28 protein-coding genes and 9 pseudogenes are annotated in these 26,109 nt (G+C 58.0%); 30 read left to right on the top strand and 7 right to left on the bottom strand.

The window, feature by feature from the left end; genetic code table 11:
- From GKE73_RS00600 to GKE73_RS00530, 15 genes and pseudogenes are all read left to right on the top strand, one after another.
- The gene (locus GKE73_RS00600) at positions 1-810 is read left to right on the top strand and encodes a phosphatidate cytidylyltransferase (RefSeq protein ID WP_230368674.1); all 810 of its coding nucleotides are present in this window, start codon (positions 1-3) and stop codon (positions 808-810) included.
- A 15-nt stretch (positions 811-825) separates the two neighbouring features.
- Positions 826-2,009 (top strand): annotated as a pseudogene (ispC, locus tag GKE73_RS00595) (1-deoxy-D-xylulose-5-phosphate reductoisomerase).
- Positions 2,003-2,344 carry a site-2 protease family protein gene (locus tag GKE73_RS00590; RefSeq protein WP_230368673.1) on the top strand — a complete coding sequence of 114 codons (342 nt, stop codon included), beginning with the start codon at positions 2,003-2,005 and terminating at the stop codon, positions 2,342-2,344. The pseudogene ispC and the gene GKE73_RS00590 overlap by 7 nt, the downstream one beginning before the upstream one ends.
- Complete coding sequence (locus tag GKE73_RS00585) at positions 2,302-2,637, top strand: PDZ domain-containing protein (RefSeq protein WP_230368672.1); 336 nt, start codon at positions 2,302-2,304, stop codon at positions 2,635-2,637. Before GKE73_RS00590 ends, GKE73_RS00585 begins: the two co-directional genes overlap by 43 nt.
- A 32-nt stretch (positions 2,638-2,669) precedes the next feature.
- The gene (rseP, locus tag GKE73_RS00580; protein ID WP_230368671.1) at positions 2,670-3,350 is read left to right on the top strand and encodes an RIP metalloprotease RseP; all 681 of its coding nucleotides are present in this window, start codon (positions 2,670-2,672) and stop codon (positions 3,348-3,350) included.
- A 9-nt stretch (positions 3,351-3,359) separates the two neighbouring features.
- Positions 3,360-5,650 (top strand): annotated as a pseudogene (gene bamA, locus GKE73_RS00575) (outer membrane protein assembly factor BamA).
- 20 nt (positions 5,651-5,670) lie between these two features.
- Positions 5,671-6,156, top strand: a complete 486-nt coding sequence (locus GKE73_RS00570) for an OmpH/Skp family outer membrane protein (protein ID WP_230368670.1) — start codon at positions 5,671-5,673, stop codon at positions 6,154-6,156.
- A 51-nt stretch (positions 6,157-6,207) separates the two neighbouring features.
- Positions 6,208-7,252, top strand: a pseudogene (lpxD, locus tag GKE73_RS00565) (UDP-3-O-(3-hydroxymyristoyl)glucosamine N-acyltransferase).
- Positions 7,252-7,703 (top strand): annotated as a pseudogene (gene fabZ, locus GKE73_RS00560) (3-hydroxyacyl-ACP dehydratase FabZ). The pseudogenes lpxD and fabZ overlap by 1 nt, the downstream one beginning before the upstream one ends.
- Positions 7,704-7,706: 3 nt before the next feature.
- Positions 7,707-8,481: pseudogene (gene lpxA / locus GKE73_RS00555) on the top strand (acyl-ACP--UDP-N-acetylglucosamine O-acyltransferase).
- 14 nt (positions 8,482-8,495) lie between these two features.
- Positions 8,496-9,659: pseudogene (gene lpxB, locus GKE73_RS00550) on the top strand (lipid-A-disaccharide synthase).
- Positions 9,650-10,246, top strand: a pseudogene (gene rnhB / locus GKE73_RS00545) (ribonuclease HII). Before lpxB ends, rnhB begins: the two co-directional pseudogenes overlap by 10 nt.
- Complete coding sequence (locus GKE73_RS00540; protein WP_230368669.1) at positions 10,239-10,493, top strand: DNA-deoxyinosine glycosylase; 255 nt, start codon at positions 10,239-10,241, stop codon at positions 10,491-10,493. The pseudogene rnhB and the gene GKE73_RS00540 overlap by 8 nt, the downstream one beginning before the upstream one ends.
- On the top strand, positions 10,477-10,734 hold the full coding sequence (locus GKE73_RS00535) for a uracil-DNA glycosylase family protein (RefSeq protein WP_230368668.1): 258 nt from the start codon (positions 10,477-10,479) through the stop codon (positions 10,732-10,734). Before GKE73_RS00540 ends, GKE73_RS00535 begins: the two co-directional genes overlap by 17 nt.
- A 27-nt stretch (positions 10,735-10,761) precedes the next feature.
- Positions 10,762-11,106, top strand: coding sequence for a 2Fe-2S iron-sulfur cluster-binding protein (locus GKE73_RS00530; RefSeq protein WP_230368667.1), 345 nt, complete (start codon positions 10,762-10,764; stop codon positions 11,104-11,106).
- Between the two features lie 132 nt (positions 11,107-11,238).
- On the opposite strand, the gene GKE73_RS00525 is transcribed toward GKE73_RS00530, so the two are convergent.
- A complete protein-coding gene (locus tag GKE73_RS00525; RefSeq protein ID WP_230368666.1) occupies positions 11,239-11,646 on the bottom strand; it encodes a phasin family protein in 408 nt (135 codons plus the stop codon).
- Positions 11,647-11,902: 256 nt separating this feature from the next.
- On the opposite strand from GKE73_RS00525, the gene GKE73_RS00520 reads away from it, so the two are divergent.
- From GKE73_RS00520 to GKE73_RS00455, 15 genes and pseudogenes are all read left to right on the top strand, one after another.
- Positions 11,903-12,484 (top strand): isochorismatase family protein, encoded by a 582-nt coding sequence (locus GKE73_RS00520; RefSeq protein WP_230368665.1) that lies wholly within the window; start codon positions 11,903-11,905, stop codon positions 12,482-12,484.
- 2 nt (positions 12,485-12,486) lie between these two features.
- On the top strand, positions 12,487-13,578 hold the full coding sequence (locus GKE73_RS00515) for a nicotinate phosphoribosyltransferase (protein ID WP_230368664.1): 1,092 nt from the start codon (positions 12,487-12,489) through the stop codon (positions 13,576-13,578).
- Position 13,579: 1 nt separating this feature from the next.
- On the top strand, positions 13,580-13,816 hold the full coding sequence (locus GKE73_RS00510) for a hypothetical protein (protein WP_230368663.1): 237 nt from the start codon (positions 13,580-13,582) through the stop codon (positions 13,814-13,816).
- A 78-nt stretch (positions 13,817-13,894) separates the two neighbouring features.
- Positions 13,895-14,395 (top strand): BCAM0308 family protein, encoded by a 501-nt coding sequence (locus tag GKE73_RS00505; protein WP_230368662.1) that lies wholly within the window; start codon positions 13,895-13,897, stop codon positions 14,393-14,395.
- Between the two features lie 193 nt (positions 14,396-14,588).
- Positions 14,589-15,248 (top strand): MFS transporter, encoded by a 660-nt coding sequence (locus GKE73_RS00500; RefSeq protein WP_230368661.1) that lies wholly within the window; start codon positions 14,589-14,591, stop codon positions 15,246-15,248.
- A complete protein-coding gene (locus GKE73_RS00495) occupies positions 15,239-15,901 on the top strand; it encodes an MFS transporter (protein ID WP_230368660.1) in 663 nt (220 codons plus the stop codon). The genes GKE73_RS00500 and GKE73_RS00495 overlap by 10 nt, the downstream gene beginning before the upstream one ends.
- A gap of 137 nt (positions 15,902-16,038) precedes the next feature.
- Positions 16,039-16,947, top strand: a complete 909-nt coding sequence (locus GKE73_RS00490) for a membrane-associated sensor domain-containing protein (protein ID WP_230368659.1) — start codon at positions 16,039-16,041, stop codon at positions 16,945-16,947.
- On the top strand, positions 16,841-18,145 hold the full coding sequence (locus tag GKE73_RS00485) for a putative bifunctional diguanylate cyclase/phosphodiesterase (RefSeq protein ID WP_512698910.1): 1,305 nt from the start codon (positions 16,841-16,843) through the stop codon (positions 18,143-18,145). Before GKE73_RS00490 ends, GKE73_RS00485 begins: the two co-directional genes overlap by 107 nt.
- A complete protein-coding gene (locus GKE73_RS25185; RefSeq protein WP_376767244.1) occupies positions 18,099-18,239 on the top strand; it encodes a hypothetical protein in 141 nt (46 codons plus the stop codon). The genes GKE73_RS00485 and GKE73_RS25185 overlap by 47 nt, the downstream gene beginning before the upstream one ends.
- 86 nt (positions 18,240-18,325) lie before the next feature.
- Positions 18,326-18,478 carry a hypothetical protein gene (locus tag GKE73_RS00480; RefSeq protein ID WP_230371540.1) on the top strand — a complete coding sequence of 51 codons (153 nt, stop codon included), beginning with the start codon at positions 18,326-18,328 and terminating at the stop codon, positions 18,476-18,478.
- Positions 18,479-18,676: 198 nt separating this feature from the next.
- Positions 18,677-18,859 carry a P-type ATPase actuator domain-containing protein gene (locus GKE73_RS21970; RefSeq protein ID WP_312854324.1) on the top strand — a complete coding sequence of 61 codons (183 nt, stop codon included), beginning with the start codon at positions 18,677-18,679 and terminating at the stop codon, positions 18,857-18,859.
- Positions 18,835-20,538 (top strand): annotated as a pseudogene (locus GKE73_RS00470) (cation-translocating P-type ATPase). The gene GKE73_RS21970 and the pseudogene GKE73_RS00470 overlap by 25 nt, the downstream one beginning before the upstream one ends.
- Complete coding sequence (locus tag GKE73_RS00465; RefSeq protein ID WP_230368656.1) at positions 20,510-21,001, top strand: cation transporting ATPase C-terminal domain-containing protein; 492 nt, start codon at positions 20,510-20,512, stop codon at positions 20,999-21,001. Before GKE73_RS00470 ends, GKE73_RS00465 begins: the two are co-directional and overlap by 29 nt.
- 87 nt (positions 21,002-21,088) lie before the next feature.
- Positions 21,089-22,475 (top strand): annotated as a pseudogene (fumC, locus tag GKE73_RS00460) (class II fumarate hydratase).
- Positions 22,476-22,518: 43 nt separating this feature from the next.
- Positions 22,519-22,878, top strand: coding sequence for a DUF3135 domain-containing protein (locus GKE73_RS00455; protein WP_230368655.1), 360 nt, complete (start codon positions 22,519-22,521; stop codon positions 22,876-22,878).
- 14 nt (positions 22,879-22,892) lie between these two features.
- Here GKE73_RS00455 and GKE73_RS21965 read toward each other — a convergent pair whose 3' ends face one another.
- The 6 genes from GKE73_RS21965 to GKE73_RS00430 are packed head-to-tail and all read right to left on the bottom strand — an operon-like array spanning position 22,893 to position 25,969.
- Positions 22,893-23,801, bottom strand: a complete 909-nt coding sequence (locus GKE73_RS21965) for an ABC transporter permease (protein WP_280954663.1) — start codon at positions 23,799-23,801, stop codon at positions 22,893-22,895.
- On the bottom strand, positions 23,701-24,111 hold the full coding sequence (locus tag GKE73_RS21960) for an ABC transporter permease (RefSeq protein WP_280955058.1): 411 nt from the start codon (positions 24,109-24,111) through the stop codon (positions 23,701-23,703). Before GKE73_RS21960 ends, GKE73_RS21965 begins: the two co-directional genes overlap by 101 nt.
- Positions 24,111-24,494 (bottom strand): ABC transporter ATP-binding protein, encoded by a 384-nt coding sequence (locus GKE73_RS21955; RefSeq protein ID WP_312854322.1) that lies wholly within the window; start codon positions 24,492-24,494, stop codon positions 24,111-24,113. The genes GKE73_RS21960 and GKE73_RS21955 overlap by 1 nt, the downstream gene beginning before the upstream one ends.
- Positions 24,495-24,496: 2 nt before the next feature.
- On the bottom strand, positions 24,497-24,844 hold the full coding sequence (locus GKE73_RS21950) for an ABC transporter ATP-binding protein (RefSeq protein WP_280954662.1): 348 nt from the start codon (positions 24,842-24,844) through the stop codon (positions 24,497-24,499).
- 2 nt (positions 24,845-24,846) lie between these two features.
- Complete coding sequence (locus GKE73_RS00435; protein ID WP_230368654.1) at positions 24,847-25,737, bottom strand: efflux RND transporter periplasmic adaptor subunit; 891 nt, start codon at positions 25,735-25,737, stop codon at positions 24,847-24,849.
- A complete protein-coding gene (locus tag GKE73_RS00430; RefSeq protein ID WP_245393806.1) occupies positions 25,712-25,969 on the bottom strand; it encodes a biotin/lipoyl-binding protein in 258 nt (85 codons plus the stop codon). The genes GKE73_RS00435 and GKE73_RS00430 overlap by 26 nt, the downstream gene beginning before the upstream one ends.
- Between the last annotated feature and the right edge of the window lie 140 nt (positions 25,970-26,109).

Raw genomic sequence — 26,109 nt, 5'->3', positions numbered from 1 at the left:
ATGCTCAAAACCCGCATTCTCACTGCTTTGGTGCTGCTGCCGCTAATGTTGGCGGCACTGTTCTATTTTCCGCCCGATGCTTGGGCCGGTTTTTCCCGGCTGATTGTTGTTCTGGCTCTGTGGGAATTCTCGCGCATGGCTGGCTTTGGTGAGCTTGCCAAATGGTCGTACCTTGGCGGCTCTACGCTGCTGGCAGGTGTTCTATGGTCGGCGCATTATTCCATGCCGTTGGCCGGGCATGCTCTGGCACTGGCCTTCTGGCTGCTGGCCGCGCCATGTTGGTTGGTTAAGCGCTGGGCGATCCCGCGTGGAGGTTTTGCTGTGCTGCTGGGGTGGGTGTTGATGTTTCCCGCCCTGGTTTGCTTTTCTGGAGCTACGCCCGCACGCCTAAGCAATGCCGCCGGATTGAATCTGCTGGCGATTATGGGTTTGGTCTGGGTGGCGGATATTACCGCTTACTTCTCCGGCAAGGCATTTGGCCGTCGCAAGCTGGCCCCCTCTATTAGTCCGGGTAAAAGTTGGGAAGGTGTTTACGGTGCCTTGGTGGGCGTGATGCTATATACCGTGCTCGTCAATCAGCTGGGCTGGTTGTCGGTATCGCTGCCATGGTGGGGAGTATTGCTGGTCGCCTTGCCGTTGACGGCGGTGAGTATTGCCGGTGACCTTCTGGAGTCCTGGTTCAAGCGTTCGGCAGGAATCAAGGACAGTAGCCAGTTGTTGCCTGGGCATGGCGGCGTTTATGACCGGATCGATAGCCTGATTGCCGTGCTAGCCGTTACCAATGCGCTACGCGTATTGGCAAGTCTTTAAAGAATCGACTCAATCATGAAACCTCAAGGGATTACCATTCTTGGGGCTACCGGTAGCATCGGCATCAATACGCTCGATGTGGTGGCTCGTCATCCCGATCGTTATAAAGTTGTGGCGCTTACCGCCTACCGCCAGCTTGATCGGCTGGTGGAGTTGGCCAGTCGTTTTCATCCTGCCTATGTTGTTGTCCCTGATGCGGCAGCGGCAAACACGATTCGGCAGCCCCGGCCCAAGCCGGTGTACAGACCGAGATTCTGTCAGGTGCGGCAGCGCTCGAGACCGTGGCAACGTTGCCCGAAACCGATATGGTGATGGCAGCGATTGTTGGTGCGGCCGGTTTGCCATCCACCATGGCTGCTGCGCGCGCTGGTAAGCGCATCTTGCTGGCGAACAAGGAATCCCTAGTCGTGGCGGGCCGCCTGTTTATTGATGCGGTACGTACTGGTGGTGCCACACTGTTGCCGGTCGATAGCGAACACAACGCCATTTTCCAGTCACTACCGGCGGGTTATGCCGGGGATCTGGATGCCTCGGGTATTCGTAAAATCATTCTGACGGCCTCTGGTGGCCCGTTCCGGACCTTGCCCGCCGACAAGCTCCCTCACGTTACGGTGGCAGATGCCTGTAAGCATCCGAATTGGGTGATGGGGCGCAAAATTTCGGTCGATTCTGCCTCGCTGATGAATAAAGGTTTAGAGGTTATTGAAGCACGTTGGCTGTTTAATGCGCCGATTGACCGGATTGATGTAGTTGTCCATCCACAAAGCGTGATTCATTCGATGGTGCAGTATAAGGATGGCTCGGTGGTGGCCCAGTTAGGCTCACCGGATATGCGTACGCCAATTGCTTGTGCCATGTCGTGGCCCGAGCGTATAGAGTCGGGCGTGGATTCTCTGGATTTCTTCAAACAGTAAGGCGTTGACCTTTGAGCAGCCGGATCTGCAACGTTTCCCGTGTCTGGGCATTGCGTTTGATGCCCTGCGGGCTGGTGGCGATGCGTAAGCGCGATCATGAATGCGGCCAATGAAATAGCCGTGGCCGCTTTCCTCAATACTGACATTCGCTTCGTCGATATCCCCAAGGTGGTGAACGAAACCCTCTCCGCCATGGGGCACGCTGATAGCCATACGCTGGATGATTTGCTGGCGGTGGATATGGAGGCCCGGCAGGTGGCGCGTAAAATGGTGGGAACATGCTGACAACGCTGGCATTTCTGGTCGCGATTGGGGTGCTGGTCATCTTCCATGAGCTGGGGCATTACTGGGTAGCTCGGGCGTGTGGCGTTAAGGTGCTGCGCTTTTCCATTGGTTTTGGTAGCCCATTGCTGCGCTGGCGCAGTCGCCAAACCGAGTGGGTGGTGTGCCCGATTCCGCTGGGCGGCTATGTGCGCATGCTGGATGAGCGGGAGGGGCCGGTGCCTGCCCACGAGCGCCATTTGGCCTTTAATAATCAGCCAGTGCTAAAACGCATGGCGATTGTTGTGGACTCCCGTTGGCCAATCTTGTTCTGGCGGCGCTGTTTTATTGGATTGTGATTGCCCAAGGAGTAACCCAGTTGTTGCCGTTGGTCGGTACCGTGGTGCCGCAAACCCCGGCGGCGGCTGCTGGCTTCGTTGCCGGTGATCGCGTGTTGGCCGTGAATGGCCAGCCGGTGGCCAACTGGCAGGACCTCCGGATGGCGTTTGTGGAGGCTTCGGCCAACCTTGAACACCCGGTGCGGGTGGAGGTGGAAGCGGCAAGCAAAAAACGTGTGGTACGTTCGATCAGTGTCGCGCGCTTTGGTGAGCCTGCCCTGGTTGCGTTCAGCCGTGGGGTAATCCCGGTTTGATGCCCACCCGTTTCCTTCCGGTGGTGAGTGCGGTGGAAGATGGTGGCCCCGCGGCAAAAGCCGGGCTCAAACCGGGTGATCGACTACTGACCGCAGATGGGCGCCCGGTGTCCAGCTGGGAAGATTGGGTGTCGTTGATCCATAATAGCCCCGGCAAGGAAGTGACGGCCCGCATCGCTCGTGGAAACCGATTGCTCGATATCAAAGTACGGCTTAGCGGTGCAGGTACTGATAATGAGTTGACCGGCAAGCTTGGTGTTGCCCCGACGCTTGATCCGGACTGGATCAAACACCTGACGGTTACTCACCACAGTGGGATGGCGGAGGCGGGTCAGCAGGCTGTGAACAAAACATTTGATACGGCCTGGATGAGTTTGAAGTTTCTGGGGTGGATGCTGGTTGGCAATGCCTCTGTCGATAATCTTTCTGGCCCGCTGACCATTGCCAGTGTGGCCGGGCAGACCGCGCGCCGGGGCTTGATTGCCTATCTGGAATTTCTGGCTTTGATCAGCGTCAGTATTGGCATACTCAACCTGTTGCCAATACCGATGCTGGATGGTGGTCACTTAATGTATTATGTCGCGGAGCTGGTTAAAGGAAAGCCCGTCAGTGAACAGGCTCAACTGTTTGGGCAAAAAATCGGTTTTATATTGTTGGCTTCGTTGATGGCTTTTGCCTTGCTGAATGATATCAGCCGCCTATTTGGGGGTTAAAACGTACTTATGAAATTGAAACTACTTGCAGCAGCTGTACTGGGTTTGTCGGGTATGGCATCCGCTTGGGCTGCTGATCCGTTTGTTATCAAGGATATTCGCGTTGAAGGCCTGCAACGTACTGAACCGGGTACGGTTTTCAACTACCTCCCGGTCAAGGTTGGCGATACGTTTAACGATGACAAGGCGCATGAATCCATCAAGGCATTATTTGCCACCGGGTTCTTCAATGATGTGCGGGTGGAGTCGCGTGGCGACGTGGTGATTGTCACCGTGGCTGAGCGCCCGGTGATTACCCAGCTCAACATCAACGGTGCCAAGGAATTCAGCAAGGATCAGTTGAAAAAGGCCCTCAAGGACAACGGCTTTGCCGAGTCGCGCATCTTTGATCAGGCTTTGCTGGATGGTGCCGTGCAGGAGCTGAAGCGTCAGTACTACAGCCGAGGTAAATATTCGGTAGACGTTAGCCCCAAAGTGACCAAGCTGGACCGTAACCGGGTGGCCGTAACGCTGGATATCAGCGAAGGCATTACTGCGCGGATCAAGGATATTCATATCGTTGGCGCCCATGCCTTTGACGAAAGCGACTTGCGTGATCAGATGAGCCTGACACAAGGTGGCTGGATGTCCTGGATCACAAAAGACGACCAATACTCCAAGCAAAAGCTGACGGGCGATCTGGAAAAGCTCAAGGCGTTTTACCAGAACCGGGGTTACCTTGAGTTCAATATTGACTCGACCCGGTCTCGATCAGCGCCGACAAGGAAGAGATCTACCTGACGATCAACCTGCACGAAGGCAAGAAGTTCACGATCTCCGACATCAAGCTGGCGGGTGATCTGAAAGTGCGCGAAGACGAATTGCGCAAGTTGGTACTGGTCAAGCCGGGTGAAACGTTTAACAACGAAAAGATCAATGAGTCGGTCAAGGCGATCAGCGAGCGCACTGGGTAATGATGGCTATGCCTTTGCCAACGTCAATGTTCTGCCGGATATCGACCGCGAAAAACAGACGGTCGCTTTTACCTTCTTCCTCGACCCGGGCCGCAAGACCTATGTGCGCCGGGTGAACGTGGCAGGGAATACCAAGACGCGTGATGAAGTGATCCGCCGTGAACTGCGTCAGCTGGAAGGCGGCGTATACGGTGCGGACAAAATCAAGCGCAGTAAAGAACGGGTAGAACTGCTCGGCTATTTTGAAGACGTGAATATCGAAACCCCGGCCGTACCCGATGCCGCCGATCAGGTCGATATGAACATCAACCTGAAGGAACGCCCGACCGGTAGTATTTCCGCTGGTGTCGGCTTCGTGCAGGGGGAAGGTATCCAGCTTTCGGCCAACGTGTCGCAGAGCAATATTTTTGGCTCGGGCAAATATCTGGCTTTTGGTATTTCCAACGGCAAGGTAAACAAGACGGCCTCGCTGTCGTTTACTGATCCGTATTTCACGCCGGATGGCGTGAGCCTCGGGGTTATGACCTGTACCATCGCGTTTATAACCCGGATGCCAGCAATACCTCTGCCTATAAAACGTCGACCACGGGTGCAGCGGTGCGCTTTGGCGTGCCGGTGACCGAGGTGGATCGCATCAACTTCAGCCTTGGGGTTGAGCAGACCAAGATCACAACCTTCGATAACAGCCCGCAGCGCTATATCGATTTTGTCGACCAGTATGGACGTACCACCAAGACCCTGTTGGGGGGCGTCAGCTGGGCACGTGATACCCGCGATAGCGCACTGTGGCCAACGCGCGGTGCCTTGATCAAGGTGGGCGCTGATGCCGGTTTGCCTGGCGGCGATCTGGAATACTATCGTCTGACGCATCAGCAGTCGTGGTTCTTCCCGCTATCCAAGACCTATACCCTGATGTTGAATGGTGAAGCTGGTTACGCCAACGGCTACGGCAAGAGCTCTCGTCTGCCGTTCTTCCAGAACTTCTATATTGGTGGCTTGGGTTCCGTGCGCGGTTATGACAACGGCAGTATCGGTCCGAAAGACATCAATGGTGACTATCTGGGTGGTACCCGCAAACTGGTGGCCAACGCCGAACTGTTATTCCCGTTCCCGGGCATGAAGGACAACAAATCGGTTCGTGCCAGCCTGTTCTTTGATGCCGGTACGCTGTGGGATACCCGTGAAATTGGCAGTACTGCCAGTGACGGGTTGCGTTATTCGGCCGGTTTTGCGGTGACCTGGTTGTCGCCGGTTGGCCCTATGAAGTTCAGCTATGCTGATCCGCTCAAGAAGAAAGAGGGCGACAAGCAGCAGCGCTTCCAGTTCCAGTTGGGAACCGTTTTCTAAACGATACAAAAGGTTGCTCAATGAATCCATTGAAATGGTGCATTGTGGGTGTTGCCCTGCTGGCAGCTCAGACTCAGGCGGCAGATTTCAAGTTTGGCTTCATCAATACCGAACGGGTGTATCGTGAGGCGGCGCTTACCATTGCCATCCAGAATAAGCTGGACAAGGAGTTTTCCGGCCGCCGCGGCGATCTGAAAAAAATGGAAACGCGCGCGCGCGATCTGGAAAGCAAGCTGGCTAAAAATGGCTTGAGTTCGGATGAGCGCAAGCGTTCCGAACGTGAACTGGCGGCGCTGGATCGTGACTATCGCGCCAAGACACGCGAGTTTTCCGAAGACTTCACCCAGCGGCGCAATGAAGAGTTTGCTTCCATTCAGGAACGCGCCAACCGTGCCATCAAGCAGATTGCCGAGCGCGAACATTATGACCTGATCTTGCAGGAGGCGGTGTATGTCGATCCGAAGTTTGATCTGACCGCCAAAGTGTTGAAAGAACTGGAAAAGTAAGCCCGCTATATCTTTACCGGAGAAGCCGACCCCGGGTCGGCTTTGTTTTTGATGTCTTATACTCTTTCATATATAACCGCTCAGCTGGGCGGTGAGCTGGTTGGCGAAGATGTCACCGTGACGCGCCTGGCTCCGCTCGAGTCAGCCTTGCCGGGCGACATCGCTTTTTTGGCGAGCGCCAAATATCGCAAACAACTGGACACCAGCCACGCCAGCGCCGTGATTGTGTCGCCCAAGTTGGCCGAAGAGTTGGCCGGAACCGTGTCCTTGATCGTGACACCTGACCCGTACCTGTATTTTGCCCGGGTGGCAACGTTGTTTCACCCGCCGGTCGTGGCCAAGGGGGGCATTCATCCGACGGCAGTGATTGGTGAAGGGGCGCAGGTAGCGGCTTCGGCAGAGGTTCGTGAACATGTCAGCATCGGCGCGCGCGTGGTGATTGGCGAGCGCTGCCGTCTGATGCCGGGCGTGGTGATTGGTGATGATGTCACGTTAGGCGATGACGTTACGCTCTATCCCAATGTCACGATCTATCAGCAGTGTGTGATTGGCCATCGCGTCAGCATCCATTCCGGCACGGTGATCGGCGCCGACGGCTTTGGGCTGGCGTGGGACAAGGATCACTGGTTCAAGATCCCGCAAACCGGCCGGGCTGTTATCGAAGATGACGTCGAAATCGGTGCCAATACCACGGTTGACCGTGGCGCCATGGCGGACACCGTCGTGTGCAAGGGAGCCAAGATCGATAACCTGGTGCAGATAGCGCATAACGTACACATCGGCGCGCATACCGCGATTGCTTAACTGTGTCGGCATTGCAGGTAGCACCAAGATCGGTGCCAATTGCACGGTCGGTGGGGCGGCCATGTTTGTTGGCCACATTGATGTTGCCGATCGTACCCACATCGGCGGTGGCACACTGGTGTCAAAATCCATCCGTCAGCCGGATAACTATGCGTCGTCGTATCCGCTGCAAACCATGAAGGAATGGCTGTCGAACGCCGTTCACGTTCGTCATCTGGGCGATTTGGCTCAGCGCGTCAAAGAGCTGGAACGTGAGCTGAAGTCATTCAAGAACACTGAGGAAAACTCGTAATGTCCGAACATGCCGTGAATATCGATGTACGTGAAATCATGCGCTATCTGCCGCATCGTTACCCGTTTTTGCTGGTAGACCGTGTGACCGAATTTGAAGCCAATACGCGTATCAAGGCGTTGAAGAACGTAACGATCAATGAGCCGTTTTTTGTTGGCCACTTCGAGCAGTATCCGGTCATGCCCGGCGTGCTGATCATTGAAGCGCTGGCTCAGGCAGCGGGTATTCTGGCGATTCGCAGCCGGGCGAGCGTTCTGAAAACGAATTGTATTTCTTTGTCGGTATCGATAATGCCCGCTTCAAGCGTCAGGTAGTGCCGGGCGACCAGATGATTTTTGAAGTGGAGCAGATCACTTCCAAGCGTGGTATCGGTAAATATGCTGCCCGGGCGCTGGTCGATGGCCAGATTGCTTGCGAAGCTGAAATCATGTGTGCCAAGCGCGAGGTGTAAGCCATGGCGATTCATCCGACAGCCATTGTGGCCGAAGGGGCGCAGATCGCTGATGACGTTGAGATTGGTGCCTACAGCATCATCGGCGAACACGTCAGCATCGATAGCGGCACGTGGGTGGGGCCGCATGTCGTGATCGAGGGGCATACCCGGATCGGCAAGAATAACCGGATTTTCCAGTTCTGTTCGCTGGGTGCGATTCCGCAGGACAAGAAATACGCCGGTGAGCAGACACGGCTGGAAATTGGTGACAACAACACCATCCGCGAGTTCTGTACCTTCAATATCGGGACGGCACAGGACGTTGGTGTGACGCGTCTGGGTAATGACAACTGGATCATGGCGTATGTCCATCTGGGGCATGACTGCCGGTGGGGAACCACACCATTTTTGCCAACAACGCCACGCTGGGCGGCCATGTGCACATTGGTGACTGGGTGATTCTGGGTGGTTTCACCAGCGTGCACCAGTTTGCCATTATTGGTGAGCATGCGATGACGGCTTTTGCCAGCGCGGTGGCTCAGGATGTGCCGCCTTATGTCATGGCACATGGCAATCGTGCGGTGCCGTCGGGCATCAATGCCGAAGGTCTCAAGCGGCGTGGCTTTACGCCGGAGCAGATTCGCCGGGTACGCAACGCTTACAAGGCGCTCTATCGCCGGGCTTGTCGTATGACGAGGCCAAAGCGGCTGTGTTGGCCGAAGCGGCGGCAGGGCATGTCGAACTGGAACCGTTTGTACGTTTCTTTGCCCAGTCCGAGCGCGGCATCATCCGTTAATCATCAGGCCTGACATGCTGTTCAAACGAAAAGGCGCGTTGAAAGTCGCCATGGTGGCTGGCGAAGCCTCGGGCGACCTGCTCGCCGCGCATTTGATGGAAGCCTTGCAACAGCGCCATGCCGATATCGAGTTTGCCGGTATTGGTGGCCCGCGTATGGAAGCACGTGGTTTTACCTCGATGTTTCCGCAGGAAAAATTGGCAGTGCGCGGTTATGCCGAGGTGCTGAAAAAACTGCCGGAGCTGTTGCGCTTGCGGCGCACGCTAAAGCAGCAGCTGTTGGCCGAAAAGCCTGATGTGTTCATAGGTGTGGATGCGCCGGATTTCAATCTGGGTCTGGAAGCCGATCTGAAACGCGGCGGTATTCCTACCGTGCATTATGTCAGCCCGTCAGTCTGGGCCCGGCGGCCTGAGCGGGTACAAAAAATCGGCAAAAGTGTCAGCCACATGCTGTGCCTGTTTCCGATGGAGTAAGCGTTGTATCGACAGGCTGGCGTGCCGGTGACTTACGTCGGGCACCCGTTGGCGAGCGAAATTCCCATGCATCCCGACAAGCAGGCAATGCGCGAACAACTGGGGCTGCCGCAAGCCGCTCCGGTATTTGCCTTGCTGCCGGGTAGCCGCCAGAGCGAGCTGGAATACATGGGGCCGTTATATATCGAAACGGCTCGCCTGCTGTTGGCGGATTACCCTTCGGCCATCTTTCTGGTGCCATTGGCCACGCGCGCGACCATGGAGTTGTTCGATACCCAGCTGCGCCAGTGCAAGGCGCTGGATCTGCCCATTCGCCGGTTGTTTGGCCACGCGCAAATGGCGATGATCGCCAGCGATGTGGTCTTGGTGACCAGTGGCACCGCTACGCTGGAGGTCGCCTTGTGCAAGCGGCCGATGGTGATCAGTTATCGCTTGTCTGCGCTAACGTATCAGCTGGTCAAGCGCAAGATTCGCTTGCCATATGTGGGTTTGCCCAATGTATTGAGTGGCCGCATGGTGGTGCCAGAGTTGCTGCAAAAAGAGGCGACGGCGCCCAAGCTGGCCGCAGAAGTGAAGCGTCTGTATGCCGATGCTGAGGCACGGCTGGAAATGGAGCAGGCGTTTTTCGAATTGCATCAGAGCTTGCAGCAGGACACCGCCAATCTGGCCGCCAAGGCGGTGCTGGAGGTGGCTGGATGTCATTGATCTGTGGCGTTGACGAGGCGGGCAGGGGGCCGTTGGCCGGGGCGGTCTTTGCCGCCGCGGTGATTCTCGACCCGGCTCATCCGATTGCCGGTTTGGCCGACTCCAAGGTGCTGAGCGAGAGCAAGCGTGACAAGTTGGCCGAACAGATCAAGCAGTACGCGCTGGCGTGGAGTATTGCCAGTGCCAGCGTGGACGAGATTGACCGGATCAATATACTGCAGGCCAGCATGCTGGCCATGAGCCGGGCTATCGCCGGTTTGTCCTGCGTGCCGGACGAAGCCCTGATCGACGGCAACCGGGTACCCAAAGGCTTGGCCATGCTTAAGCACAAGCCATCGTCAAGGGCGATGCCAAGGTGCAGGAAATTTCTGCGGCTTCCATTTTGGCGAAAACCGCGCGCGATGCTGAATTGATTGCCCGGATGCGGACTATCCGGCCTATGGTTTTGCCCGCCACAAGGGCTATCCCACGGCCGAGCACCGGCGGCGATCGAACAGTACGGCGTGTTGCCGATCCATCGCAAGACCTTTGGCCCGGTCAAAGCCTCGGCTCGCCAGACAGCAGGGAATGCTGTTCTGAATGGCTGAGGATGCGCCAAAGACCTGTTTCCCGCCGGTAGTTAATGCTGCAACGCGCGTGCTGATTCTGGGGTCGCTGCCGGGCGAAGCCTCATTGCAAGCCGCCCAGTATTACGCCCATCCGCGTAATCAGTTCTGGCAGTTGCTGGGCGCAATTCTCGATGAAGACCCGGTGGCATTGGACTACCCCAGCCGTCTGCAATGTTTGCTCGCTCATCATGTCGGGTTATGGGATGTGATTGCCGAGGCGCGCTAAGCAGGGTAGTCTGGATGCGGCGATCCGTGAACAACGCCACAATGACGTGCAGGCGCTGGTGACGGCACTGCCGCAGTTGCGAGCAATTGGTTTTAACGGCGCCACGGCGTACCGCGCGGCCGATTCGATTCAGCAAAATGGCCTGATCAAGCTGGCACTGCCATCCTCCAGCCCGGCTTATACCTTGGCCTTTGCCCAAAAGCTGGCCCGCTGGCAGGGCTTGCGTCCCTATCTGGTTTGATTGGCCAGATTTTCTGGAAAACCTGTTATGCCCGTTATCCGTTTTGTCGATCAACATCAGCAAACCTTGACGACCGTTGCCTGCGAAGCGGGTGATAACCTGCTGGATGTTGCCCGGTTTCATGAGGTGCCGTTGCACTGGCGCTGTGGTCAGGGCACCTGTGGAACCTGCAAGGTGCAGCGACTGGACGACGGCGCGCATCAGGCGTGCAAGGTTGGCCGAAAAGAACGCAATGTCCTGTTGCGCGAAAAGTTGATCGACTCCACCTTGGCCGCCAGCGAAGACTGGCCCGATCAGTACCAGCGCTGGCGCCTCGCTTGCCACCTGACGGTGGGTGACGAGGACTGGATGGTGCTGTGCCAGCAAGACTGAGCTGGTGCGTTTTCTGTTTCCTGCCTTGCTGAGTTGCCCTGCGAACTCAACGCACTGTTTGGCCAGTTCTGGCCGCTTCAGACATAACAAACCCCGCCAGAGGCGGGGCGGAACGACTGGCCGATGTGGCGATCAGGCGCTGGGCGATTCCATTTTCTTGCTGGCACTTGCCGCTTCCTTGGCAATGGTGTCGATCACCTGATTAACCGATTTATTGAAGGCTCCCAGATTTTCTTCGGCCAACTTGGAGAGCTCGCTCTGCGTGCGGGTAAAAATCTCATAGGTGCTGTGCGAATGGGCGAGTGCCTTGGTGAGAGACTGCCCGGCTAGCTGATTGAGTTGGTTGAAGGCTTCCTGCGGGTTGCTGGCTTGTGCCAGTTCCTTCACCGCCTTGGCATGTTGTTCCAGTGTCTGCTTGGAGGCATCCAGATTGAGCCGAACCAGCCGTTCGGTTCCATCCGAGGATATCTGGGCAAAGCGTAGCGCTGACTCAAAACCATTCAGGGAAAACTTGCTCAGTTGCTCGTTGCTGGTCGACATAATCAGGCCTTTCTCGATGCTTGAAGGTGGTAAGTGGAGGATATTTTTTTGTTATAGCAAGCATTGTCCTTAAACAATAGAAAAACCAAGTTATTGGCAAAGCTAACAAAATTACCGTTTCCGGTTTTATTGGCCATTTTTAAGTTGCTGTATCTAAAAGAAATTTATAGTAAGCTCATTTTGCCATCTGCTGGCGTAGTTCTCAGCCGTGTCCTACGCTGAATTTTGAGTTCCCCTAATGACGGAGGTGGTTTTCATGTCTCGGCAGCTGGAGTTGACACCGCAACGTGGCGATGCGCTGCTGCTGGTGGATATGCAAAACGACTTTCTGCCCGGTGGCGCCTCGGCGGTGGCATCAGGTGATCAGGTGATTGCCGTGCTCAACGCATGGCTGGCGCGTTTTGCCGCGGCCGGGTTGCCGGTTTTTGCTACGCGTGATTGGCATCCCGCACAACACTGTTCATTTCAGACGCAGGGTGGCCCATGGCCGCCGCACTGTGTGGCGAGTACTCACGGCGCCGGGCTGACCGGTTCGTTACATTGGCCATCAGGCACGCAGATTATCTCCAAAGCGACGGTGCCCGATGCGGAGGCTTACTCCGGTTTTTCCCATACTGATCTGCACGAGCGGTTGCAAGCCGCCGAGGTGACGCGACTGTTTGTTGGTGGGCTGGCCACCGATTATTGCGTGCTGGAAACCGTGCTGGCGGCCTTGCAACATGGTTATCGGGTTGTGCTGCTGCAGGATGGAGTCCGTGCGGTGGAGGTGCAGGCGGGGGATGGCAAACGCGCCATCGCCCAGATGATGGCGGCTGGCGCCGTGCTACTTGAGGGCTGAGTGTGGAAAATGCAGCCCTGTTAACCGACCTGTACCAGCTGACCATGCTGCAGACCTATTTCGAGTTGGGCATGGAAGACACGGCGGTATTTGAGTTTTTTGTGCGCCGCTTGCCGCCCCGACGTAACTTTTTGGTAGCGGCTGGTCTGGAACAGGTGCTGGATTATCTGGAAACCCTGCATTTTAGTGAGCAGGAGCTGTCGTGGCTGGCGGGGTGCGGGCGTTTTCATCCGTTGTTCATCGATTCGCTGGCCGGTTTGCGGTTTACCGGACAGGTGGATGCCATGCCGGAAGGGACGGTGTTCTTTCCGGATGAGCCGATCCTGCGGGTGATCGCCCCGCTGCGCGAGGCGCAACTGGTGGAAACGCGCCTGATCAATCTGCTGCAATTCCAGACGCTGGTGGCTTCCAAGGCGGCACGGGTACGGCAGGCCGCGCAAGACAAGCTACTGGTGGATTTTGGCCTGCGCCGTGCGCATGGCGCCGAAGCCGGGTTGCTGTCGGCGCGCGCCAGTTATCTGGCCGGATTTGATGGCACTGCCACGGTGTTGGCTGGCATGCGCTGGGGCGTACCGTTGTTTGGCACCATGGCGCACTCGTTTGTGCAGACCCATGACGATGAAGTCACCGCTTTTGCCCATTTTCTTCGCTCGCAGCCCACGGCCAGCACCGTGCTGATCGACACCTACAACACCGAGGCCGCCGCGCGTGCGTTGGTGCGCCCGGCTGGTCAACTGGCACCGGAAGGCATTGCCATTCAGGCAGTACGGCTGGATAGCGGCGATTTGGGTCAGCACGCACGGCAGGTGCGCGCCATTCTTGATCACGGCGCGTTGGCCGCGGTCAAGATTTTTGCCAGTGGCAATCTGGATGAGGACGCCATTGCCGCCTTGTTGCTGGCGGGTGCGCCGATTGATGGTTTTGGCGTGGGAACACGCATGAATACCTCTGCCGATCAGCCTTATCTCGATTGCGCTTACAAGCTGCAGGAATACGCCGGGCGGCCGCGTCGCAAACGTTCCGAAGGCAAGGCCACTGGCCGGGACGCAAGCAGGTGTTGCGCCGCTTGGATGAGGCAGGGTACCGGCGGGTGATGTGCTGGTGCTGGACGGTGACGAGCGGGCCGGGGAGCCGCTGCTGGTGCCGGTGATGCGCCATGGTAGGCGTTTGCGTCCCAGTCCGTCGCTGCAAAGCGTACGCGACTACGCGCGCACGCAAGTGGCCTTGCTGCCACCGGTATTGCGCCAGCTGGAAAGTGCATGCCCGTATCGGGTGGAGGTGTCATCGGCGCTGTGGAATATGGCGTTGGCGATTGATTTGCAAAACGTGTAGGCCGGAGCGGCCGATGAATTCTGCTGGTGATCTGAGGGTTGGAGCTGTATTTGGCGTAACGAGACACAAGGAGCTGACATGACTTCCCGTATTCCTCCCGCTGGTTTTCAGTCCATTCGGCGCGATCAGTTGCGCCCGGAACGTGAGCACGATAGCTACAAACTGCAGCGCAAACTACCGGAGCCAGCGGTTTGCCCGGATTGTGGTGCGGTGTATCACGCTGGCCATTGGCAGTGGAAAGAGCGCCCGGCTGACGCCACCGAGGTGGTGTGTGCGGCGTGCCATCGCATTCGTGACCATTTCCCTGCGGGGTTTGTGCATATCGAAGGACCATTTTTTCAGGGCCATCGCGATGAGGTGACTTCGCTGTTGCAGCATCATGAATCGCACGCCAAGGCCGAGCATCCGCAGGAACGCATCATCGCCATTGAAGACACGCCCGACGGCGCCTTGGTGACCACCACCGACATTCATCTGGCGCGCAATCTGGGTGAGGCGTTGCATGACGCCTATCAGGGCGAGCTGGAGTTTCATTACAACGACGCCGAAAAGCTGTTGCGGGTGCATTGGTGGCGTTGACGATATGACCTACGCCGAGGCGGGGAGGTTGGCCGAAAAGCAGGGCGCTGTCGGTTGCGTGTGAGTGCCATGATGTGCTCTGGCATTTGCTTGCCGACTGATCAGGGCAGGGAATGGCTTATGCGGCGGCAGGCTGTTGGCGCAAGAAAAATCACTGCCAGCGCAGGTTGGCCCGGTACAATCGTCGGCTTGTATGAATTCAAGCGAGACAAGCCATGCAAGCCTTGGTGAACTGGAGCCGACAGCGTTTTCACTATGCCGGGTGGTGATCGGTGTGACTTTTCTGGTCATGTTGGTCACCGCCGGTACGCGTGCGGCACCCAGCGTGATGATGGTGCCGTTGGAACAGGCGTTTGGCTGGAGCCGCTCCACCATTTCGCTGGCCTTGTCGATCAATCTGGCGTTGTTCGGCCTGATGGGGCCATTTGCTGCCGCGACCATGCAGCGCTTTGGGCTACGTAAAACGGTATTGCTGGCGCTGGGCGTGCTGGGCACGGCGGTGGCTGCCTCCAGCCTGATGCAGCACAGCTGGCAGATGTGGCTGATCTGGGGGCTGATTGTTGGTTGCGGCACCGGGGTAACGGCCATGACGCTGGGGGCAACCATTGTCAGTCGCTGGTTTATCCAGCGGCGCGGGCTGGCTATGGGCGTGCTGACCGCCAGCTCGGCCACCGGGCAACTGGTGTTCCTGCCGCTGCTGGCGGCTATTGTCGAGCACTTCGGTTGGCGTTCTGTGGTGCTGGCTGTCGCGGCTAGGCATCGTACTGATTTTGCCGTTGGTGTTCTTTCTTCTGCCGGAAAAACCCGCCGCCATCGGCTTGCGGCGCTACGGCGAACCGGCCGATGCGCCTAGCCGATGCCGCCTTGAGCCAGCAAAACCCTTTGGCAATCGCCTTTGGCGCGTTACGCCGGGCGGTGAAAGTGCGTGATTTCTGGTTGCTGTTTTTCAGCTTCTTCGTCTGTGGTGCCACCACCAACGGCTATATCGGTACCCACTTTATTGCCATGTGCGGCGATTACGGCTTAACGGCTCTGGGCGGTGCCAGCATTCTTGCCGCCATGGGGGCGTTGGATCTGGTGGGCACGACACTGTCGGGCTGGATGTCGGACCGCTATAACAACCGCGTGCTGTTGTTCTGCTATTACGGCTTGCGTGGTTTGGCGCTCATTTATCTGCCCTACGCCTTTGGCCTTGGCTACTTTGGCTTGCCGATTTTTGCGCTGTTTTACGGGCTGGACTGGGTGGCCACCGTGCCGCCCACGGTACGCCTGACGCATGATGTGTTTGGCCATCAGGAGGCACCGGTGGTGTTTGGCTGGGTGGTGGCGGGCCATCAACTGGGCGCGGCGTTTGCTGCCTTGCTGGGTGGTGTGTTGCGTAACAGCTTGGGCACTTACACGGCGGCAACGATGTTTGCTAACGTGCTAAGTTTGCTGGCGGCCGTGATGGTGCTGCGCATCCATCGTCGCGTGAGTGCCGTGCTCGGCGACAGGCTAACTGCGTGACTGGCGGTGACGTTGCTACCTGTTGGTTGTGGCGTCCAGCCTAGGTAGGTTGGCCGAAAGAAAGACTTTTCTAGGCTTTAATGTGCAAATGGCATAAAATGCTGCTCTGTTTTTAAACCTATTTTGCATAGATCGCCATGGCTACATTGTCGTCACCTGTTAAGGAAGCTGTCGGGCCTGTGGCCGAAGGCTCCGCTATTCCGTGGCGGCTGCTTGCAGTGCTGGCACTGGTTTTTCTCTTGATTTGGCAGACCCCGTCGTTGGCATGGCTCAGTCAGGGCACCAGCCTGTTTCCCCTGCTGACGCATACTGTTGAAGAAACCTTTGCCATTGTGGTGGCGTGTCTGGTGTTTGCCGTGTCGTGGCATGCCAGTAGCCGTAGCCAGCCCGGCACTATCGTCATTCTGGCGTGTGGCTTTCTGGCGGTGGGCTTGATCGACTTTGCCCACATGCTGTCGTACCAAGGCATGCCGGCTTTTATCACGCCAGCGTCCAAAGACAAGGCGATCATCTTCTGGTTGGCGGCCCGTTATGTGGCGGCCATTACCTTGCTGATTGTAGCGTTGCGCTCATGCCAACCACTGCAGCGGTCCGCGACGCGTTATCTGATTTTGGCGGCCAGCTTGCTCGTCACGGCGGTGATTTACTACACGGAACTGGCGCATCCGGAACTGTGGCCGACGATGTTTCGTGATGGCTATGGTCTGACACCGGCCAAGATCATGGCCGAGGTTGGCATTGTGCTGTTGCTGTTGCTGGCGGCATGGTTGTTATACGTCCGGCAACAGCGCCACGCTAATGCCGACGTTGCCAATCTGTTTGCCGCGACCGTGGTGTCGATGTTGGCCGAATGTTGTTTCATGTTGTATTCCAACGTGAATGATGTTTTGGCGCTGGCCGGGCATAGCTACAAGGTGATTGCCTACTACTACATCTACCGTGCGGTGTTTGTCTCCAGCGTGCGTGCGCCTTATCAGCGCTTGCAGGTGGAAATGGCCGAGCGCCAGCGCGCCGAGCAGCATATCGAATTCCCCGGCGTTCCATGATCCGCTCACCGGCTTGCCCAATCGCGTACTGGTACGCCAGCAGTTTCAGGCGCTAGCGGCGGATGCCAACAGTGCACGTTCCCGTCTGGCGCTGGTATTTGTCGATGCCGATGGTTTTAAAACGGTCAATGACTCTCTTGGTCATGCCGTCGGCGATGAGTTGCTCAAAGGCATGACCCAGCGCTTTGCCCAGTCGTTGCGCGCCAGCGATACCCTCAGCCGCGAGGGCGGGGACGAGTTTTTGCTGATTCTTGGGGATCTGTCGCATGCTGACGCGGCCGCCTCGGTTTTGAATGATTTGATGGAATCCTTGCAGCGGCCTTTCGCGCTGGAAGGGCACCAGCTTTCGACCTCGGTTTCCATGGGCGTGGCGGTTTATCCAGACGACGGCACGGATTTTGATACCTTGCTGAAAAAAGCCGACATGGCCATGTTCCGTGCCAAGGCCGAAGGGCGCTCAACCTATCGTTTCTTTGACGAAGGCATGAATGCCGAGGCTGCCGAGCGGCTGAACATTGAAAACGGTCTGCGGCTTGCCTTGGCGCAGCAAGAACTGGCGTTGCACTATCAGCCGCAGATTGATCTCGCCAGCGGCTTACTGGTGGGGGCAGAAGCCTTGTTGCGCTGGCAGCACCCGCAACAAGGGATGTTGTCTCCCGGGCTGTTTATTCCCATTGCCGAAGAAAGTGGCCTGATTGTGCCGATTGGCGAATGGGTCATCGCCAGTGCCTGCCAGCAAGCGGCTCGCTGGCAACGTGCGGGTCTGCCGCCATTTGTTGTGGCGGTGAATCTTTCTGCGCTGCAGTTTTTGCGTGGCGATATTGTCGCCAGTGTTGAAGCAGCCCTGCAGCAGTCTGGGCTGGCGCCGCAATATCTGGAGCTGGAGCTGACTGAATCCATCCTGATCCAGAATACGGCCAAGGTTCTGGCCATTACCCAGCGCCTGAGCGCTTTGGGGGTACAGCTGTCGATCGACGATTTCGGCACGGGTTATTCCAGCCTGTCGTATCTGAAGCGCCTGAAAGTCGACAAGCTGAAGATCGACCAGTCTTTTGTCCGCGATCTGGCCTCCGATGCCGACAGCAGCGCCATTACCGGCACGATCATCCAGTTGGCGCGTAGCACTGGGCTTGCGCTCCATTGCCGAAGGCGTGGAAAACCAGCAGGTACAAGCCATACTGCAAAGCATGGGCTGTGATGAGGTGCAGGGCTATGCCATTGCCCGCCCGATGCCAGCGGCAGCCTTTGCCGATTTTGTGACCAACCATGTTGAGACTAGCTGCGTGTGCTAACAGGCCGGTGACACTGACCACCGCTTGATGGCGCGTGCCGGGCGGGGCTTGTGCTGGCCCTGCCATCATCTTCGGGAGCAAGGTTTGTGCTGAACCATCCTGATATGAACATCATGCAGCAAACACCGGAGGCCGCGCTGGCCAGCCTGGGTAGCCGCCCGGCCGGTTTGTGCGCGGATGAGGTGCGGCGCTTACAAAGCGGAGTTTGGCCGCAATCAGGTACAGGCGCTGCCGCGTGATCCGCTGTGGTTGCTGCTGTTGCGCGAGTTCACCCATTTCTTCGCTCTGATCCTCTGGTTGGCGGCGGTGCTAGCGTTTGTTTCGGCCAACCTTGAGCCCGGGCAGGGTATGTTCCAGCTGGGGGTGGCCATTGTCGGCGTCATTGTCATCAATGGCGCTTTCTCTTTTGGCAAACCTATCGCGCCGAACAGGCGCTGGTGGCGTTGCAGCACTTGCTGCCGCAAAAGGTGGAAGTGCGGCGTGAAGGTGGCACGCAAACGGTGCTGGCGACCGAGCTGGTGCCGGGGGATGTGATCCTGTTGGCCGAAGGTGCCAAGGTGCTTAAACTGATTGTCGACTGCTGGAAAGTTGGGGGTTGCGCGCCAATCTGGCCACGCTGACCGGCGAATCCCACCTGCGCTTACTGAACCCGGATGTCGATACCGCTAGCGGGCCGCTGTCGGCGCACAACCTCCTTCTGGCTGGCACCCTGATTGTGGTGGGGGAATGCAGTGCCGTGGTCTACGCCACCGGCATGCATACCGAATTGGGCCGTATCGCGCATCTGACACAGACGGCTGGCGATACCACCTCGCCGTTGCAGCAGGAGATTCAACGGATTTCGCGCCTGGTGGCGGCGCTGGCGTTGAGCTTGGGGGTGGTGTTTTTTGCCATTGGCCATGCCATCGGCCTGCCGTTCTGGGCAAATTTCATGTTTGCCATCGGCATCATCGTGGCCAACGTGCCGGAGGGGCTGCTGCCCACAGTGACCTTGTCGCTGGCGCTGGCGACACAGCGCATGGCCCGGCGCAATGCGCTGGTGCGCCACCTGCCAGCGGTAGAAACACTGGGAAGTGCCACGGTCATCCTGACCGACAAAACCGGCACGCTGACCCAGAACTGCATGACGGTGCGCGAGCTGTTCATCTCTGGGCAACACCGGCTGGCGGCCGAGCGCTGGCCGCATCCGGACGAATTACCACTACGTCAGGTGGCGCGCTATTGCCATAGCCTGAAATTCCCCGATGGCCAGTAGGCTGGCGACCCGATGGAGGTGGCGCTGTGGCAATTTGCCGGTGATCTGCCTTCAGCTGGGCCCAATGTGGGTGAAATCGCTTTCGATAGCGAGCGGCGGCGCATGTCGGTGATGACCCGTCAGCCGGATGGCGGCGGCATGCTGTGGTGCAAAGGTGCGCCGGAAACCGTGTTGCCGCGTTGTCAGTTCTGGTTCAACGGCCAAGAGCTGCAACCCTTGGCTGCCGATGATCGGATCAGGTTGCAGCAGGCGCAGGAAGATATGGCCGACCGCGGCTTGCGCGTACTGGCGCTGGCGTGGAAGCCGCTTTCGGCCAACCTTGTAGCCGAGGAAGATCAGCTGCAATTGTGCGGTCTGGTTGGGCTGGAGGACCCGCCGCGTCCCGATGTGCACGAGGCAGTGAGCCGCTGTCACGAGGCGGGCGTGCGCGTGATCATGGTCACGGGCGATCACCCGCATACCGCGCTGGCGCTGGCACGTGAAATCGGGCTGATCCGTGGTGCTGCTCCGGTGTTGTTGACCGGTGATAACGTGCGGCACATGACCTCCGCCAGCCTGCAACTGGCGCTGGATGCGCCGGAGATACTGTTTGCCCGCATGACGGCCGAGCAGAAAATGCAAGTGGTCCAAGCCTTGCAGCGCAAGGGCGAGATGGTGGCGGTAACCGGCGATGGGGTGAATGATGCGCCCGCGCTGAAAACGGCGGATATCGGCATCGCCATGGGCTTGTCCGGCACCGACGTGGCACGCGAGGCCGCCGACATCGTGCTGCTGGACGATCACTTTGCCACCATCGTCAGCGCCATTGAGGAGGGGCGGGCGGTTTATGACAATATCCGCAAGTTCCTGACCTATATTCTGACGTCCAATATTCCCGAAGCCGTGCCGTATCTGGCGTTTGTGCTGTTCCGGATTCCCTTGCCGCTCACCGTGCTGCAGATACTGTCGATTGATCTGGGCACCAACATGCCTGTAGGCGCTGGCACTGGGGGCGGAACGGCCACACAGCGACGTCATGCGTCGCCCTCCACGCGCTCGCGGTGAGCACTTGTTGTCATGGAGCCTGCTGGCTCGGGCCTACCTGTTCCTTGGTGGATTGGAGGCGTTAAGCGCCATGACGGCCTTCTTTTTGTGTTGTCCAGTCTGGGCTGGCACTATGGCGCGGCGCTGGCCGATACGGCTTACGGCTATCATCAGGCGACGGCGGCCTGCTGGTTGGCCATCATCGTGGCGCAGATGGTCAATGTCTTCGTTTGCCGCCATCCCACGTTACCGGCACTGGCAATTCTCTTTGCGCGAAAACCGCCTGCTGCTCAGTGGCCTGATGCTGGAAGCGGTGTTGATTGTGCTGATCGTCTATACCCCATGGGGCAACCGGCTGTTTGCCACCGCCCCGCCACCCGCCAGCATCTGGCTGGTCGTCGTCCCGTTTGCCCCGGCGCTAGGCGTGCTGGAAGAAGGGCGCAAGCAACTGCTGCGGCGTTGGGCGGGCACCACGTCATCCTGAGCGGTGATTTACCCTGTCTTGCTCCGATTCAGCCACTACACTGAAATAGCTGCAGCCGATCACAGGCAAGCGGCGGGGAGGTGGCAGATGGCAGCATCGTTCAGGATAGAGCAGGATTCCTTTGGGCCGATCGAGGTGGCATCCGGTGCGCTGTGGGGCGCGCAAACCCAGCGCTCGCTACTGCATTTTCACATCTCGACCGAGCGCATGCCCGGCGAGCTGCTGCACGCGTTGGCCTTGGTAAAACGTGCCTGCGCGCTGACCAATGGCGCACTGGGGCTGCTGGACGCGGATAAAGTCGAAGCCATTGTGCAGGCGGCGGATGAAGTGTTGGCTGGTCAGCATGCCGGAGCGTTTCCGCTGTCGGTGTGGCAAACCGGCTCCGGCACGCAAACCAATATGAACATGAACGAGGTGCTGGCCAACCGTGCCTCGCAACTACTGGGCGGCGGATTGGGCAGCGAACGCCTGCTGCACCCCAACGATCATGTCAATCTGGGGCAGTCTTCCAACGATATTTTCCCCACGGCCATGTACGTGGCGGCGGCGCGGGCCATCAGCCAGCAGTTGCAGTAACACGCTACTGCGCTTGCGGGCCAGCCTGTCCATCAAGGCTGCGGCTTTTGCCTCCATCGTCAAGATCGGGCGCACTCATCTGCAGGATGCCACGCCGCTGACGCTGGGGCAGGAAGTGTCTGGCTGGGTGGCGCAGCTGGAACATGCCGAACAAGCCATTTCGGCCAACTTGCCGCTGCTGTGCGAACTGGCGGTGGGCGGTACGGCCGTGGGCACCGGGCTCAACACGCATCCCGAGTTCGGCCAACGTGTGGCGGAGGAACTGGCCAGCCACACCAGCCTGCCTTTTTCTAGTGCCTCCAACAAGTTTGCCGCGCTGGCCGCGCATGACGGGCTGGTGTCCATGCACGGCGCGCTCAAGTTGCTGGCGACGGCGTTGATGAAGATCGCCAATGATATTCGGTGGCTGGCATCGGGGCCACGCTGCGGGCTGGGTGAGCTGCACATTCCGGAAAACGAACCGGGGAGTTCAATCATGCCCGGCAAGGTCAATCCTACGCAGTGTGAAGCCATCACCATGTTGTGCTGTCAGGTGTTTGGTAATGACGTGGCGCTGACCATGGCCGGTGCCTCCGGCAACTTCGAACTCAACGTGTTTAAACCCTTGATGGCGCATGCCTTCTTGCAAAGCGTCAGGCTGTTGGCCGATGGCATCGCCAGTTTTGACCAATACTGCGTGCAGGGGATGATCGCCAATCAGCCAAGAATCAACGAGTTACTCGAACGCTCGCTGATGCTGGTTACCGCCCTGAGTCCGCACATCGGCTATGACCGTGCGGCCGAGATTGCCAAACGTGCCCATCACGACGGCAGCACATTACAGGCAGCGGCACTGGCGTTGGGCTATGTCACGGAAGCCCAGTTTGCACAATGGGTGCAGCCGGGGAAGATGGTGTAACGCCATTTGCAAACGGTTTGTCACGATTTGGAGGCCGTCGATCATGGACGAATTGCCTACTCCCCTCTTGCCGGACTTCAACAGTCTGGTTGAGTTATATCGCCAAAATCCGCTGGCCTTCGAGGCGTTGCGCAGCCAGCTTTTGCAGGCACAGGTCGAAGCCGCTGCTCCCAGAAACCGGTTGAAGCTGGAACAGACGCTCACCCTGATAGAACTGACTCGCCGCGCGGCCAAAAATCCCGTACATGCGATGGTGCTGGCTAATCGCCTGATGTGGACGGCGTTTGGGCGCTTGCACCGGATGTTTGACGAAGGCACGCCGTTGACCGTACAGGAGCGCACACACTCAGCCAAAGTGCTGGTGTTTGCGCCCCGTCGGCCACGTGACAGACCGGCACGTTGATCGCTGTCTCAGGCTTACTGGCGTAGTGCGTCAATCGGTTTCAGCAGGCTGGCCTTGCGTGCCGGATAAAAACCGAAAAAGATACCCACACTGGCCGCCACGCCAAACGACATCAGAATGGAAAATCCGGTGACCACTACCGTCATGTCGGTAGCTTGTTGCACCAACCACGCCCCGCTTACTCCCAGTACCACCCCGATAAAGCAGCCGAACACGCTGATAATCACACTTTCCGCCAGAAACTGAAGCATGATGTCGCGCCGCCGGGCGCCAATGGCGGCGCGGATGCCGATCTCACGCGTGCGCTCGGTGACGGACACCAGCATGATGTTCATGATGCCAATTCCGCCAACCAGCAAACTGATCGAGGCAATCCCGCCCAGCAACAGGCTGAGGACTTTGGTGGCGGAAGCAGCGGTTTCCACCAGCGCCGACAGGTTACGAACCGAGAAATCATCGTCCTGTCCCTGACCGATATGATGGCGTTGGTGGAGCAGCTCGTTGAGCCGGTTTTCTACTTTGGGCATGGATTGGGCTGATTCGGCCTGCGCCATGATCACGCGTACCGAGTTGGGAAACTGGCCGCCAAAGAGCTTGCGATTGGCCGTGGTGACCGGAATCAGCGCCGTGTCGTCCTGATCGCGCCCGTCAAGCGATTGCCCCTTGACGCCCAGTACGCCGATAACGGTATAGGGGCTGCCCTTGATGCGAATGGTTTTGCCCACCGGGTTTTCCGTATCAAACAGATTTTTGACCACGGTCTGGCCCAGCAGTACCACCCGGCTGGCGGAACGCAGATCGGCATCGGTAAACGGGATGCCATCAGACAGGTTCCAGCTGCGGACATCCAGATAAGACGGCGTAGTACCAAACACCTGGGTTGACCAGTTGTTGGCACCATATACCAGCTGGCTGTTGCCCATGGAGAGTGGGGCGCTGGTGATAATTCCCCGGGGTGTCCAGAATGGCATCGTTATCGGCAAGGGTCAGCGTGGGGGCGCCGCCGGTTCCACCTCTGACCCCGCCTTGCGTTGGCGCGCCAGACAGAATCATGAACAGATTGGAGCCCATCGAAGCGATACCCTGTTCGACGGTAAACTGGGCGCCACGGCCCAGTGCCAGCATGAGAATGACGGCGGCAACGCCAATCACCATGCCCAGCATGGTCAGCAAGGAGCGTAAACGGTTGGCGCCGATGGCGGCCCAGGCCTCCAGTAACATTGCCCCAAACATCAAGCGTGCTCCTTCGTGTGGCCCGGTTCGGCCAACCCTGCCGTCACAGGCCCGTCGTAGACAATCTGCCCGTCACGGAACCGCACTAGCCGCTTGGCGTACTCGGCAATGTCCGGCTCATGGGTGACGAGGACAATGGTGATGCCGCTGTCCCGGTTCATCTCGGTGAACAGCGACATGATCTCATCGCTGGTTTTGGTGTCGAGGTTACCGGTGGGCTCATCCGCCAGAATCAGTTTGGGTTGATTGGCCAGCGCCCGCGCAATTGCCACGCGTTGCTGCTGCCCGCCGGAAATCTGATTGGGCAGGCGCTGGCTGGCTTGCCCGAGTCCCACCTTGGCCAACAGTTCCTCCGCCCGTTGCTGGCGAATCTCTTTCGGCACGCTTAAGCATAAATCAACGGCAAGGCCACGTTATCACCGAGGGTGGCGCGCGGGAGCAGGTTATAGCCCTGAAATACAAATCCGATCACGCGGTTGCGATGCTGTGCCAGTTCATCTGCATTCAAGGTGGAAACGTCCTCACCGACCAACTCATAAGTGCCTTGGGTGGGTTCGTCCAGACAGCCGAGAATGTTCATGAATGTCGACTTGCCAGAACCCGATGGCCCCATGATGGCGACAAATTCTCCCTCAACAATTTCAAGGTTCACATTTTTCAGCACCGGCACGGGGCCTATGGCCGTGTCGTATTGTTTATACAGCGAGCGGACCGAAAGTACTGTTTGGGGCATGGTTAGAACATCCGTAGTCGCATGCCCGACTTGCCCGCATCGGTGCTGGCCGATTTGGGCGAGTTATCCTCGGTAATCAATCGATCGCCATCTTTCAGGTTGCCCTCCACCAGTTCGGTGACCTTGCCATCGGTAATGTTGACTCTGACCGGTACTGGCTGTGGCTCGCCATCCTTGCCGAGCAGATACACCGTGCCCGGTTGCCCTTCTTTGGCATTGGCCGATTTCGGGCCGGATTTCTTTAGCGTGGCGTTGGCCGGTTTGAAACGCAGTGCCGAGTTGGGTACCAGCAATACATTTCGCGCTTCTTTGGAAACAATGTTGACGTAAGCCGTCATGCCCGGCAGCAGTTTTTGATCGGGGTTATCGACATTCACCACGACGTTATACGTCACCACATTGCTGGTGGTGGTGGCCTGTAAACGCACCTGAGAAACCGTGCCGACAAAGTGCTTGCCCGGATAGGCATCCACCGTGAAGGTCGCTTTCATGCCACTGGCGATGCCGCCAATGTCCGCCTCGGCAAAACTGGTGTTGATTTGCATCTTGGACAAATCTTTGGCGATCTTGTAAAGCTCCGGCGTCTGGAAAGAAGCCGCGACGGTTTGCCCGACATCCACTTCCCGCGCTACCACCACGCCAGATACCGGAGAGCGGATCACGGTATATCCCAGATTGGTCAGGTCACGCCGGTGATTGGCCGCTGCCGCCGAGAGTTGCGCCTGAGCCGAACGGAAGGCCTGCGTTGCCGTATCAAGGTCCTGCCGCGAGACATATCCCTGATCAAACAATGAGCGCATGCGTTTGGCGTTGGCGCTGGCCAGATCAAGCGCCGATTTGGCATTGGCGACGCTCGCCTGGCTCGATTCAGCACTGGGCACGGTATGTCGCATCGTCCAGTTCCAGTAAAACCTGACCTTCCCGTACCTTGTCATTGAAATCAGCGGCATAGCGTTTGACGGTGCCTGACACCTGCGTGCCGACGCTGACCAACGTAACCGGATTCAACGTACCGTTGGCCGAAACGGTTTGTTTGACGGTGCCCTTGTTGACTGTCACAAAGGTATAGCGCTGTTCCGGCGGAATCGAGCGCCCCTTCCACTCAGACCAGGGCGATGGCACCAAGAACGGCCACTATCACGGTCGGAATGATGAATTTTTTGGAAGTGAACACGCTCATTGTGCTGATCCGTTATCAATAAGCCCAAAGTCCAGTTGACCCATGGCCTGTGCAAGAGAGAATTTCGAGGTATACAGGTTGTAAA

Origin of the sequence: Paludibacterium denitrificans (assembly GCF_009707705.1) — a bacterium.
GTDB classification, from domain to species: Bacteria; Pseudomonadota; Gammaproteobacteria; order Burkholderiales; family Chromobacteriaceae; genus Paludibacterium_A; species Paludibacterium_A denitrificans.
The sequence above is the reverse complement of the archived record's forward strand: the minus strand, read 5'-3'. Positions and strand labels throughout refer to the sequence as shown.